This is a genomic window from Sphingomonas sp. 1185, assembly GCF_040544655.1.
GTDB lineage: Bacteria > Pseudomonadota > Alphaproteobacteria > Sphingomonadales > Sphingomonadaceae > Sphingomonas.
The window spans coordinates 22,250-34,599 of the sequence record NZ_JBEPKL010000038.1 but is presented as its reverse complement, the minus strand read 5'-3'; the positions used below and the strand labels follow the sequence as shown (position 1 = coordinate 34,599).

At 68.8% G+C, this 12,350-nt stretch carries 10 protein-coding genes; 9 read left to right on the top strand and 1 reads right to left on the bottom strand.

Features of this window, described 5'->3' with window-relative positions; genetic code table 11:
- Nucleotides 1–179: 179 nt before the first annotated feature.
- Nucleotides 180–2,840: an Rne/Rng family ribonuclease gene (locus ABIC44_RS18090; protein ID WP_354296816.1), complete on the bottom strand. Its 2,661-nt coding sequence runs from the start codon at nucleotides 2,838–2,840 to the stop codon at nucleotides 180–182.
- 486 nt (nucleotides 2,841–3,326) lie between these two features.
- Here ABIC44_RS18090 and ABIC44_RS18085 point away from each other — a divergent pair, with 486 nt between their 5' ends.
- The 9 genes from ABIC44_RS18085 to ABIC44_RS18045 all read left to right on the top strand — a co-directional run bounded on the left by ABIC44_RS18085 (nucleotide 3,327) and on the right by ABIC44_RS18045 (nucleotide 12,340).
- Nucleotides 3,327–4,562 (top strand): N-acetylmuramoyl-L-alanine amidase family protein, encoded by a 1,236-nt coding sequence (locus ABIC44_RS18085; protein ID WP_309692274.1) that lies wholly within the window; start codon nucleotides 3,327–3,329, stop codon nucleotides 4,560–4,562.
- Between the two features lie 70 nt (nucleotides 4,563–4,632).
- On the top strand, nucleotides 4,633–5,061 hold the full coding sequence (locus ABIC44_RS18080; protein WP_354296815.1) for a hypothetical protein: 429 nt from the start codon (nucleotides 4,633–4,635) through the stop codon (nucleotides 5,059–5,061).
- Between the two features lie 12 nt (nucleotides 5,062–5,073).
- Nucleotides 5,074–5,463, top strand: coding sequence for a hypothetical protein (locus ABIC44_RS18075; RefSeq protein ID WP_354296814.1), 390 nt, complete (start codon nucleotides 5,074–5,076; stop codon nucleotides 5,461–5,463).
- A 63-nt stretch (nucleotides 5,464–5,526) separates the two neighbouring features.
- On the top strand, nucleotides 5,527–6,501 hold the full coding sequence (gene trhO / locus ABIC44_RS18070; protein ID WP_354296813.1) for an oxygen-dependent tRNA uridine(34) hydroxylase TrhO: 975 nt from the start codon (nucleotides 5,527–5,529) through the stop codon (nucleotides 6,499–6,501).
- A gap of 65 nt (nucleotides 6,502–6,566) precedes the next feature.
- On the top strand, nucleotides 6,567–9,062 hold the full coding sequence (locus ABIC44_RS18065) for a penicillin-binding protein 1A (protein ID WP_354296812.1): 2,496 nt from the start codon (nucleotides 6,567–6,569) through the stop codon (nucleotides 9,060–9,062).
- 66 nt (nucleotides 9,063–9,128) lie between these two features.
- A complete protein-coding gene (prfB, locus tag ABIC44_RS18060) occupies nucleotides 9,129–10,256 on the top strand; it encodes a peptide chain release factor 2 (protein ID WP_307102574.1) in 1,128 nt (375 codons plus the stop codon).
- A complete protein-coding gene (locus ABIC44_RS18055) occupies nucleotides 10,246–11,004 on the top strand; it encodes a class I SAM-dependent methyltransferase (protein WP_354296811.1) in 759 nt (252 codons plus the stop codon). The genes prfB and ABIC44_RS18055 overlap by 11 nt, the downstream gene beginning before the upstream one ends.
- 137 nt (nucleotides 11,005–11,141) lie before the next feature.
- A complete protein-coding gene (locus ABIC44_RS18050) occupies nucleotides 11,142–11,588 on the top strand; it encodes a hypothetical protein (protein ID WP_307102577.1) in 447 nt (148 codons plus the stop codon).
- Nucleotides 11,585–12,340 carry a TorF family putative porin gene (locus tag ABIC44_RS18045; protein ID WP_354296810.1) on the top strand — a complete coding sequence of 252 codons (756 nt, stop codon included), beginning with the start codon at nucleotides 11,585–11,587 and terminating at the stop codon, nucleotides 12,338–12,340. The genes ABIC44_RS18050 and ABIC44_RS18045 overlap by 4 nt, the downstream gene beginning before the upstream one ends.
- Nucleotides 12,341–12,350 lie beyond the last annotated feature (10 nt).

Below are 12,350 nucleotides of genomic sequence, written 5' to 3'. Positions count from 1 at the left end.
AGCGCCCACCCCTCACCCAGCTCCGACTAGGCCTTTGCTCTCGCAAAGACCAAGTCTGCGCAACCCTCTCCCCTCTGCGAGGGGCGAGGGAAGAACAGGCATCTTTGCAAGCTCCCCCAAACAAAAACGCCCTCCTTCCGCCGGGGAAGGAGGGCGTCTTCGCGTTCAGGGTTCGGCGATCAGGCGCCGAAGGTCCGCTGCCACCAGCCGCGACGCGGGGTTTCGCCCGTGGCGGCGTCCGGCTCGGCGGTCGGGGCCGGTTCCTCGGCGGTCACGGCTTCGGCCTCGACGGGGGCTTCCTCGGCGACCGGCTCGGCGGCTGCCTTGGGGGCGGCCTTCTTGCGGGTGCGCTTGGGCTTGGCCGGGGCTTCCGCCTCGGCGGCGGGGGCCTCCTCGGCGACCGGCTCGGCAGCCGCCTTGGGGGCGGCCTTCTTGCGGGTGCGCTTGGGCTTGGCGGGGGCCTCCGCCTCGACCTCGGCGACCGGGGCGTCCGCCGCCGGAGCCTCTTCGGCCACCGGTGCCTCGACCGTTTCGCTCACCACCGGCGCGGCCTTGCGGGCGCGCGGGCGACGACGGGTCTTGGGCGCGGCTTCCGCCTCGGCCTCGGCCACCGCCAGCGGGGTGGTCACGGGGGCGGCATCGCCCGCCTCGATCGGCTCCTCGATGGTCAGCGGCGTTTCGGCCGCGTCGTCATCGCCCTCGGCAACCGGTTCGGCACCGGCGTCGGCCGCAACCTCGGTCGCGCCGCCGTCCTGGCGACGGCCACCGCGACGGCCGCGACGGCCACGACGACGGCGACCGCCTTCGCGCGGTTCACCGGACTCGGTCTCGGCTTCGGTCGCCTCGACGGCTTCGGCGGCGTTCTCCTCGCCGTCCTCGGCCTCATCGGATTCGGCTTCCTCGGTCGCCTCGGCACCTTCGCCCTGCTCGGCCTCGCCACGGTTGCGGCGACCACGACGGCGGCGGCGACGCTTGCGGCCGCCTTCGCCTTCCTCGCGGGGTTCGCGCGGCGCGGTGGCTTCGGTGGCTTCCTCCTCGACCTCGTCCTCTTCTTCCTCCTCGATCTCGTCGATCAGATCGTCCTCATCCTCCTCGACGGGCAGGAGCGTGTCGATCTTGGGGGCATAGGCGGGCGGCGGGCCGGAGGCCTCGACCGTCATGCGCGCGCCTTCTTCCTCGCGATCCGGGATGATCTCGACGGTGACGCCGTAGCGATCCTCGATCTCGGCGATGTCCGCGCGCTTGCGGTTCAGCACATAGATGGCGGCCTCCTGGCTGGCGCGCAGCGTCAGGATCGAGCCGCGACCGCGCGCGGCCTCGTCCTCGATCAGCCGCAGCGCCGACAGGCCCGAGGACGAGGCGGTGCGGACCAGGCCGGTGCCCTCGCAATGCGGGCAGGGGCGGGTGGACGCTTCCAGCACGCCGGTGCGCAGCCGCTGGCGGCTCATCTCCATCAGGCCGAAGGACGAGATGCGGCCGACCTGGATACGGGCGCGATCGTTCTTCAGCGCCTCCTTCATCGCCTTCTCGACCTTCCGGACATTGGAGTTGTTGTCCATGTCGATGAAGTCGATGACGACGAGGCCCGCCATGTCGCGCAGACGCAGCTGGCGCGCGATTTCCTGCGCGGCTTCCAGATTGGTCGCGGTCGCCGTCTGCTCGATATTATGCTCGCGGGTCGAACGGCCCGAGTTGATGTCGATCGACACCAGCGCCTCGGTCGGGTTGATGACCAGATAGCCGCCCGACTTCAGCTGGACGACCGGATTGTACATCGCGGCCAGCTGATCCTCGACATGCGCGCGCTGGAACAGCGGCACGGCGTCGGCATATTGCTTCACCCGGCGGGCATGGGCGGGCATCAGCAGGCGCATGAAGTCCTTCGCCTGGCGATAGCCTTCCTCGCCCTCGACGATCACTTCCTCGATCTCGCGATTGTAGATGTCGCGGATCGCGCGCTTGATCAGGTCGCTGTCGCCATAGATCAGCGCGGGCGCCGACGAATGCAGCGTCTTTTCGCGGATGCCGTCCCACAGGCGCGCCAGATAGTCGAAGTCGCGCTTGATCTCGGTCTTGGTCCGCTGGAGCCCGGCGGTGCGGACGATGCAGCCCATGGTCGAGGGCAGCGCCATGTCGGCCATGATGGTCTTCAGGCGCTTGCGGTCGGCCGCGTTCGAGATCTTCCGGCTGATGCCGCCGCCATGGCTCGTGTTGGGCATCAGCACGCAGTAGCGACCCGCCAGCGACAGGTAGGTGGTCAGCGCCGCGCCCTTGTTGCCGCGCTCTTCCTTGACGATCTGGACCAGCAGCACCTGGCGGCGATGGATGACGTCCTGGATCTTGTAGCGGCGGCGCAGATTCTGGCGACGCTGGCGCAGCGCCTCGACCTGGTCGTCATTGACGGTCGACTTGCGGGCGCGCGGGGCGGCGCCATTCTCTTCGCCGTCCTCGTCGTCGTGATGGTCGTCGGCGTGATCGTCATGATCCTCGCCGTCGTGATCCTCGTCATCCTCGGCGTCGAGCTCGGCGCGCAGCGCGGCCTCTTCGGCGGCATGCTCGGCCTCTTCGCGGAGCAGGGCTTCGCGATCTTCCTTGGGGATCTGGTAATAGTCGGGGTGGATTTCCGAAAAGGCCAGGAAGCCGTGACGGTTGCCGCCGTAATCGACGAAGGCCGCCTGCAGCGACGGTTCGACGCGGGTCACCTTGGCGAGGTAGATATTGCCCTTGAGCTGCTTGCGCTCGGCCGACTCGAAGTCGAATTCCTCGATCCGGTTACCCTTGACGACCGCCACGCGGGTTTCTTCCCGGTGGCGTGCGTCGATCAGCATACGCGTGGTCATTATGAAGTCTCCACGCGCGCGTCGGGCCCTGTGGCAGCCGTCGCGCGCGGTAAATAAGGTGGGCGGCGGCGCGGGGCGCCGGTCCGCTGGAAAAAACGGAATGCGTGTCGGCCGCAGCCGCAGCGCCGGCAACGGGGCCGGTGCGGATCCACGACACCGCGTTCCCGCCGGCATGGGCCGGTCGGACTGCGGGGTGGATCATATGCGTCATGCGAGCGTCAACCTGGTTGGCCCTGGCGCGAAAGCCTTCGCGTTCCCGGCCCTTGATGGATGGCCCCGCCCCGATCGTGGGAGAGGTGATCGGGGCCGGGGTCCACCGGATTGCTAGCATCATCGGAACGTTTGCGCAACAGGCGGAAAACTGCCGATTCTCCCGGCCGGAAAATGCCGAATTGCCGGTTAACCATGGGTGGAAAGGCTGGATACAGCTGCGCGGCGTTACCCCCGAATGTCGATCGACCGATCGCCGAAAAGGGTTTTGGGGTGATGGCTTTTCGCTGGACCAGCGGCCGGCGGGCGCGGCATGTACGCCGCGTCGTGTTGATGCTGATCGCTTTTCTGATGGGGGTGTTCGCGCCGGCGGGTGCGTGGGCCGCCACGATTCGCAAGGTCGTGGTGCGCGGCGCGCAGGTGATCATCCGGTTCGATACACCCGTCAAACGCGCGCGCAGCGTCATGCTGGACGAGCCGCGCCGCGTGTCGATCGACGTGACCGGCGCCTCGCCCAACGCGCTGGCGGTACGCGAAGGGGTGGTGCGCGGCCTGACCCAGCGGCGAATCAAGCCCGACGTCACCCGCCTGGATTTCGACCTGGCGGAGAATGCGACGATCTTCGACGGCGGCTTCGACGATGACGGGCGGCAATTGTCGCTGACCCTGAAGCCGGTGCGCCAGGGCTATACCCAGGCGAGCTTCGCCGGCGCGCTCGACTTCTTTCCCTTCCATTTCCAGCGCAAGCCCACCTATGCGCTGTCGGTGCCGGTCCCGGCGGCGACGCGCACCCTGCCGCTGCCACGGGTCAAGGGCGCCGACGACCGCCCGCTGGTGGTGATCGATGCGGGCCATGGCGGGGTCGATCCCGGCGCGATCAATCCGCAGACGGGGCTGCGCGAAAAGGATGTGACGCTCGCCATCGCCAAGGCGATTCGCGATACGCTGGTGGCATCGGGCCGGGTGCGCGCGGCGCTGACCCGCGAGGACGACCGTTATATCCTGCACCGCGAACGCTATAATATCGCGCGGCGGCTGCATGCCGACCTGTTCATCTCGATCCATTGCGACAGCGCGGGCGCGGGCGAGGCGCGCGGGGCCACCGCCTATACCCTGTCCGACGTCGCCTCCGACAAGGAGGCCGCGCGGCTGGCGGCGCGCGAGAACAAGGCGGACGTGATCGCGGGCGTCGATCTGGGCGGGAACAGCGACGTATCCTCGATCCTGATCGACCTGACCCAGCGCGAGACGATGAACGCCTCGGCCAGCTTCGCGCGCCTGCTGGGCCGCGAGGCGCAGCCGCTGATCCCGGTCAAGCCGGTCTTCCACCGCATGGCCTCGCTGATGGTGCTCAAGGCGCCCGACATGCCCTCGATCCTGTTCGAGACGGGCTATATCTCGAACATGCAGGACGCCGCGTTCCTGGCCAGCAAGGACGGGCAGAAGCGGATCGCGCAGGCGGTGCTCCAGGCGGTCGAGGTGCATTTCGCGCGGCGGATGGCATCGCGCTGAACCCTGCGGAGATTTGGGCGAACTGGTCCGGCAACACTCGTTAAACTTTTGCGGTTAGGGTCATTTTCCAATGACCGAATATGTAGAACAGCTTGAGGGGCAGTATCGGCGTACGACGGAGCAGCTGGCCCTGTATCGCCGCGCCTGCGCGTCGCCGGTGCTGGACCTGGCCGCGCTGTGCGCCGCCCGGCACGGCCTGCTTGCCGCCAGCACCGCGCGCGCCAAATTCCTCCAGACGGAAATCTATCCGCTGATCCTGCGCGGCCAGGGCGATGCCTTCGCGGCCCGCATCGCGGAACTCGACAGGGACCTTGTCGTCAAGCGGCGGCTGTCGAGCGGACATATCGCGCAGTGGTCGACGGCGGCGGTGCAGGCGGATTGGCCGGGCTATAAGGTGGCTTCGGCGCAAATCGTTCGTCTGGTGGAGACGCGCCTGGTGCTCGAGAAAGCGGTCATCCTGCCCGCGCTTCGCACGCTGGCGATGCGGCGCGTGGCGTAACGGGCGCGACCGATGAAGGACTATTACGACATCGCGTTCGACGAGCGCGCCCGGATTCTGCACATCTCGACCAATGGCTTCTGGTCGCTGGCGGTGACGACGATGTTCTCGGCCGATCTGCTGGCGCGCGGGACCGCGATCCGGATCCGGCACGGGACGTTCTGCACGCTAGCCGATCTGCGCAAGGCGCCCATCCAGCCGCTGCCGGTGATCGACGCGCTCGCGGCGATGATGCCCAAGGCGCTGAAGCTGACCTCCGCCCCGATCGCGGCGGTCGCGGGGTCCAGCCTCGCCAAGTTGCAGACCGAGCGCTATCTGGTCGGCCCCAATTGCCGCACCTTCCTCAGCCATGACGAGGCCGTGGCGTGGCTGGCGGAGGCGTCGCTGCCCGTGCGGGCGTGATGTCGCGGGGGCGCGGGGCGCCATGTCTGGCCCCCATCGCCGGATCGGCGTAAGGGGCGGGCGATGATCCGCGTCTGTGCCCTTTACCGTTTCGCCCCTTTCCCCGACCCCGCCGCGCTGCGCGAACCGCTGCTCGCCGTTGCGGAGGCCAATGGGATTCGCGGCACGCTGCTGCTGGCGGCCGAGGGGATCAACGGCACCATTGCGGGCAGCCATGACGGAATCGCGGCGGTGCTGGACCATATCCGCACGCTGCCCGGCTGCGCCGATCTGGATTACAAGGATTCGACCGCCGAGACGATGCCGTTCCACCGGATGAAGGTGCGGCTGAAGCGCGAGATCGTGTCGATGGGCGTGGACGGTATCGACCCGACCCGCGAGGTCGGGACCTATGTCGCGGGGGCGGAATGGAACGCGCTGATCGCCGATCCGCAGACCGTGCTGATCGACACGCGCAACGATTACGAGGTCGCGATCGGCAGCTTCGACGGCGCGGTCGATCCGAAGACGAAGAGCTTCCGCGACTTCCCCGCCTGGTTCCGCGATCACCGCGACGAACTGATGGCGGGCAAGAGTCGGGTCGCGATGTTCTGCACCGGCGGGATACGCTGCGAAAAGGCGACCGCCTTCCTCAAGGCCGAAGGGGTGGAGGATGTCTTCCACCTGGACGGCGGCATCCTGAAATATCTGGAGACGATGCCCGAGGAGGAGAGCCGCTGGCAGGGCGAATGTTTCGTCTTCGATGCGCGCGTGGCGGTGGGGCATGGGCTGGCACAGGGCTCGCATGCGCTATGCCATGGCTGCCGGATGCCGGTCAGCCCCGAGGATCGCGCATCGCCGCTCTATGTCGAGGGGGTCAGCTGCCCCGCCTGTCACGGCACCCGCGACCCCGAGCGGCTGGCCGCCTATGCCGAGCGGCACCGGCAGGAGCGGCTGGCGGCGGCGCGGGGGCAGGCGCATGTCGGCGCGCGCCATGCGCCCTCGGCCGGTCCCGACCCCGCCCTCGGCCCGGATCGCGACGAGCCGCCCGCCGCCTGACGCGGGCGTGACGGCTGGCAGGTGGCAAGCCGGAGCGAACCTGCTACACGGACCGTCGCAAAATCATGGCCGTCACCTTCTCCCATCCGTCCGAAGCCCCCGAAACGCCGCGTCGCCCGCCATGGCGCCGCTGGTGGGTGAGGCTGTCGGCCGCGCTCGCCCTGCTGGCCGTGATCGGCGCGGGCCTGTTCTGGTTCCTGTTCATGCGCGACCTGCCCTCGGTCGATGCGCTCAAGGCCTATGAGCCGCCGCTGCCCACCCATGTCCGCGGCATCGACGGCACCCCGATCCAGTCCTATGCGCGCGAACGCCGGGTCGAGCTGTCCTATAACGAATATCCGCCGCTGCTCGTGCGCGCGTTCCTGGCGGCGGAGGACAAGACCTTTTTCGAACATGGCGGCGTCGACTATCCGGGTCTGGCGGGCGCGGTGCTCGACTATGCGCAGAAATGGGGCACCGGGCGGCGCGCGCGCGGCGGTTCGACCATCACCCAGCAGGTCGCCAAGAACCTGCTGATCGGCAACGCCTATTCCCCGACGCGCAAGGTGCGCGAGGCGATCCTGGCGTACAAGATCGAGAATGCGCTGACCAAGCCGCAGATCTTGGAGCTGTATCTCAACCAGATCGCGTTGGGGCGTAACGCCTTTGGCGTCGAGGCGGCGTCGCATGCCTATTTCGACAAGGAACTGAACGAGCTGACGCTCGGCCAGATGGCCTATCTGGCGGTGCTGCCCAAGGGGCCGTCCAATTACGATCCCATCCGCCATCCCGACCGCGCGCTGGAGCGGCGCGGCTATGTGCTGGGCGAGATGCTGCGCAACAACTTCATCACCCGCGCGCAATATGACGCCGCGATGGCCGAGCCGCTGGGCACGGTGCTGCGCCGCACCCCCAAATATGCGCAGGTCGGCGGCTATTTCGTCGAGGAGGTCCGGCGCCAGCTGATCAAGCAGTTCGGCGAGAACGCCAAGAGCGGGCCGCACAGCGTCTATGACGGCGGGCTGTGGGTGCGCACCTCGCTCGACACCCGGCTTCAGGACTTGGCGACCCAGGCGCTGCGCGACGGGCTGGTCCGGTTCGAGGGCGGGCGCGGTTGGTCCGGGCCGATCCGGCATGAGGCGATCGACGACAGCAACTGGCAACAGGTGCTGCTCAACACCAATATCGCGCTCGACTATCGTGACTGGCGCGCCGGGATCGTGACCGGCAAGGGCGGCAGCGAGGCGACGATCGGCTTCGCCAATGGCCGCACCGGCACGCTGCCGCGCAGCCTGGCGCAGATGCCGCGCCGGGGCACGGCGGCGACCGCGTTCAGCGCGCTGAAGGTCGGCGACATCGTCGCGGTCGCGCCGGAGGGCGGCGTGTTCGGCCTGCGCTCGATCCCGCGCATCTCGGGCGGCTTCGTGGTCGAGGAACCCGCCAGCGGCCGCGTGCTGGCGATGCAGGGCGGCTTCGACGCGCGGCTCCAGGCGTTCAACCGAGCCACCCAGGCCCAGCGCCAGCCGGGCTCGACGATCAAGCCGATCGTCTATTCCGCCGCGCTCGACCATGGCATGACCCCGGCCTCGATCATCGTCGACGGGCCGTTCTGCGTCGACCAGGGTGCCAATCTGGGCACGAAATGCTTCCGCAACTTCGGCAATTCGGCGGGCGCCGGGCCGCACACCATGCGCTGGGGCATCGAGCAGTCGCGCAACCTGATGACGGTGCGCACCGCCGCGACCGTGGGCATGAAGAACGTCGTCGCCACCATCAAGCAGATGGGGATCGGCGACTTCCCGCCCTATCTCGCCTATGCACTGGGCGCGGGCGAGACGACGGTGGGGCAGATGGTCAACGCCTATGCGATCCTGGCCAATAACGGGCGCGGCGGCGATCCCTCGCTGATCGACTTCGTGCAGGACCGGCACGGCAAGGTGATCTGGCCGGAGAATTGGCGCGCTTGCGACCGTTGCAACATGGCCGATTATGACGGCAAGCCGATGCCGCGCCCGGTTTCGCACCAGCGGCAGGTGCTCGACGCGATGACCGCCTATCAGATGGTCCATATCACCGAGGGCGTGATCCAGCGCGGCACCGCGACGGGCCTACGCGACCTCGACCGGCCGATGTTCGGCAAGACCGGCACCAATAACGGCCCGACCGATGTGTGGTTCGTCGGCGGCACGCCGCAATTCGTCGGCGGCCTCTATATCGGCTATGACCATCCGCGTTCGCTGGGCGGCTATGCACAGGGCGGGACGGTCGCGGTGCCGATCTTCCGCGAATTCGCCGAAAAGGCCTATGAAGGGCTGGACAAGCTGCCCTTCCGCGCGCCTCCTGGCATCCGCATGGTGCGGATCGACCGGGCGAGCGGACGGCCGGTCTATGGCACCTTCCCGACCGGCGACGATCCCAAGCCCGCGGTGATCTGGGAAGCGTTCAAGCCCGAGAGCGAACCGCGCCGCCGCGCCCGCCGCGCAGGGCCCGCGACCGAAGCCCCCGCGACGCCGACCGGCCCCGCCACCCCGGCGGCGCCCCGCGACAGCGATTTCTTGCAAAGAGAAGGCGGAATCTACTAGCCCGCTTCCCATATTCGTTTTGCCGTCCCCGTTCGGACGGCCGCACGACCGATTCGGAGAATTTTCATGCGCGCTGAAGCGCAGGCTCATGTCGACACGATCAAGGATGCCCTGGAGCTGCTGCGCCGCTTCCTCGACTGGGACCGCGCGCTGCGCCGCCTGGACGAGCTGAACGCGCGCGTCGAGGACCAGGCGCTGTGGAACGACCCCAAACAGGCCCAGGCCGTGATGCGCGAGCGTCGCCGTCTGGACGAGGCGATCACCGCCACCCGCGCCATCGAGAACGAGCTGTCGGGCACGGTCGAGCTGATCGAGCTGGCCGAGATGGAGGGCGACGAGGAGCTGGAGAAGGAAGCCGTCACCAGCCTGGGCGAACTCGCCAAGCGGGCCGAGGCCGACAAGGTCAAGGCGCTGCTGGCCGGCGAGGCCGACGCCAACGACACCTATCTCGAAATCAACGCGGGCGCGGGCGGCACCGAAAGCCAGGACTGGGCCGGGATGCTCCAGCGCATGTACACGCGCTGGGCCGAGCGGCACGGCATGAAGGTCGAGCTGATCGACTTCCATGCGGGCGAGCAGGCCGGGATCAAGTCGGCGACGCTGCTGGTCAAGGGCGAGAACGCCTATGGCTATGCCAAGACCGAGTCGGGCGTGCACCGGCTGGTGCGGATCAGCCCGTACGACTCCGCCGCGCGCCGCCACACCAGCTTTTCGAGCGTCTGGGTCTATCCGGTGATCGACGACAATATCGAGGTCGAGATCAACGAGAGCGAATTGCGCATCGACACCTACCGCGCGTCGGGCGCGGGTGGTCAGCACATCAACACCACCGACTCGGCGGTGCGTATCACCCACCTGCCGACCGGCATCGTCGTGCAGTGCCAGAACCAGCGGTCGCAGCACAAGAACAAGGCCGAGGCCTATAACCAGCTCCGCGCCCGCCTGTACGAGCGCGAACTGGCCGAGCGCGAGGCGGCGGCCAATGCGCAGAACGCGACCAAGACCGATATCGGCTGGGGCCACCAAATCCGCTCCTATGTCCTCCAGCCCTATCAGCTGGTGAAGGATCTGCGGACCGGCGTCACCTCGACCGCGCCCGGCGACGTGCTGGACGGCGATCTCGACTCGTTCATGGCGGCGGCGCTGTCGCAGCGCGTGACCGGCGAGGCGGTCGCGGTGGAGGATGTCGACTAAGATGCGTATCCAGGGGGCGGGATCGATCCTGGCGGCGGCACTCGTCATCGCGCTGGGGGGCGCGGTGGCGGCGTGCGACGGCTCCAAGCCGCTGATCCAGCGCGACGAGGACAAGCCCGGACCCTTTCCGGCGGCGGACCGCCCGGTCGCCGACGTGGTATCGGCGCGCTGGTCGAGCGAGGATGCGCGGGACCGGCTGCGCGAGGCGGACCAGGTGATGGACCGCGCGAAGATCCGCCCCGGCATGACCGTCGCCGATATCGGCGCGGGCGAGGGCTATTACACCGTCCGCCTGGCGCAGCGCGTCGGCAAGCAGGGTCGGGTGCTGGCGGAGGATATCGTCGCCGCCTGGCGCGACCGGCTGGCCGACCGCGTCGCGCGTGAGCGGCTGGACAATGTCAGCGTCCGGCTGGGCGAGCCCGCCGATCCCAAGCTGCCGCCGAACAGCTTCGACCGGGTGCTGATGGTCCATATGTATCATGAGATCGACCAGCCCTATGAGTTCCTCTGGCGGCTGTTCCCTGCGCTGAAGCCCGACGGGCTGGTCGTGGTGGTCGACGCCAATCGCCGCACCCGCGCGCACGGCACCCCGCCCGAACTGCTGAAATGCGAGTTCGAGGCGGTCGGCTTCACCCAGGTCTCGATCGAGAACATGCCCTCGGCGGGCGGTTATCTGGCCACGTTCCGCGCGACCGGGCCGCGCCCCGAACCCGACACGATCCGGCCCTGTCGGATGCCGGGCAGCTGAGCCGGGCCCCTTACGTCGTCATTGCGCCGACAGACTTGGAACATGACATATCTGTCATGTATTGATCGGTCATCGGTCCCGCACGGGGCCGATACGCCACCGGCCAGCATGGGCCGGGGCACGCCAAGGAGAAGACCATGACCATGTTGTTGATCGCCGGGCTGGTGCTCGGCACCGCCGCCGCATCCGATGGAGCGATCGAGCATCGGATGCAGCTGGACCATCATTCCGGGCCGGTCGCGGTCCGCTACAGCGCCGATGTCGGCGTGACCCATAAACAGATCGGCGCGGTGGCCACCGGCGGCCGCCCCTCGACGCTGCGGTGCCTGTGGAGCGCCAATGTGACCGTCCATCGCGAGGCGCGGGCGACCACCGGCACGACCCTGAGCCGCAGCGCGGCGCGTGACGGCGTGATCGAGGGCAGCCGTCCGGGCTGGTGCAGCACCCAGCGCGCGGCGATCGCGCGCGAGGTGGCGCAGCGCCAGGACGCGGTGCGCGATCATGTCCAGGCGGTGGCGCAGGAGGATCATCCCACGCTGCGCGCCGAGATGGATCGTCTCCATGCCGAGACGCGCGCCGGATGACCATGACGCACAAGGCCCTGTGGGCGGCGGCGGCGTCGATGCTCGCCCCGATCGTCGCGGCGCATCCCGCCACCGCGCAGGATCGCCCCGCCATCGGGGTCGAGCTGGACAGCGACGAGAATCGCCGTGGCCTGAGCTGGAGCGGGGGGCGGGTGTCGCCCTCCGCCGACATCTTCGCGACCCGTGGCGCGCTGGAGGCGAGCGGCCGGATCGTGGCGTTGCGCGAATCGGACCGTCATGGCGGTGCGGGCCTGGTCGGCGACCTGACGCTCGGTGCCAGCACGCTGGTCGGGCCGGTGACGCTGCGCGGCCGGGTGACGGGGCATCTGTTCGGCGGCGCGGGCTTCGACGCCGATTATATCGAACTCGGCAGCGCCGCCTCCTATACGCTGGGGCCGGTCCAGCTGAACGCCGGCGCGGATTACGCCCCGTCGCAGGACGCGATCGGCGGCGACAATCTCTATCTCCATGCGGGTGCGCAGGCGGGCGTGCCGGGCACGCCCTGGACCGTGCTGGCCGGGGTCGGCCATTCGACCGGCCAGACCGACAATGCCGCGCGCGCCGCCCGACTGCGGCCCGGCGGCGACTATAGCGACTGGCGGATCGGCGTGGAGCATGTCGCGGGACCGGTGACGCTGGGGCTGGACTATGTCGGCACCGACGTGTCGGAGCGGGCGGCATCGGCCTTCCCGCTGGCCGATGCGCGGCATTCGGGCGACCGGCTGGTCGGGCGCGTGCGATTCTCCTTCTGAACGGAGCGCG

What these genes read in the sequence shown, in the direction of transcription:
- ABIC44_RS18055 (WP_354296811.1), top strand. Translation starts at nt 10,246, where the DNA reads ATGTCGACTAAGATGCGTATCCAGGGGGCGGGATCGATCCTGGCGGCG.
- trhO (WP_354296813.1), top strand. Translation starts at nt 5,527, where the DNA reads ATGATCCGCGTCTGTGCCCTTTACCGTTTCGCCCCTTTCCCCGACCCC.
- ABIC44_RS18090 (WP_354296816.1), bottom strand. Translation starts at nt 2,840, where the DNA reads ATGACCACGCGTATGCTGATCGACGCACGCCACCGGGAAGAAACCCGC.
- ABIC44_RS18065 (WP_354296812.1), top strand. Translation starts at nt 6,567, where the DNA reads ATGGCCGTCACCTTCTCCCATCCGTCCGAAGCCCCCGAAACGCCGCGT.
- ABIC44_RS18080 (WP_354296815.1), top strand. Translation starts at nt 4,633, where the DNA reads ATGACCGAATATGTAGAACAGCTTGAGGGGCAGTATCGGCGTACGACG.
- prfB (WP_307102574.1), top strand. Translation starts at nt 9,129, where the DNA reads ATGCGCGCTGAAGCGCAGGCTCATGTCGACACGATCAAGGATGCCCTG.
- ABIC44_RS18075 (WP_354296814.1), top strand. Translation starts at nt 5,074, where the DNA reads ATGAAGGACTATTACGACATCGCGTTCGACGAGCGCGCCCGGATTCTG.
- ABIC44_RS18050 (WP_307102577.1), top strand. Translation starts at nt 11,142, where the DNA reads ATGACCATGTTGTTGATCGCCGGGCTGGTGCTCGGCACCGCCGCCGCA.
- ABIC44_RS18045 (WP_354296810.1), top strand. Translation starts at nt 11,585, where the DNA reads ATGACCATGACGCACAAGGCCCTGTGGGCGGCGGCGGCGTCGATGCTC.
- ABIC44_RS18085 (WP_309692274.1), top strand. Translation starts at nt 3,327, where the DNA reads ATGGCTTTTCGCTGGACCAGCGGCCGGCGGGCGCGGCATGTACGCCGC.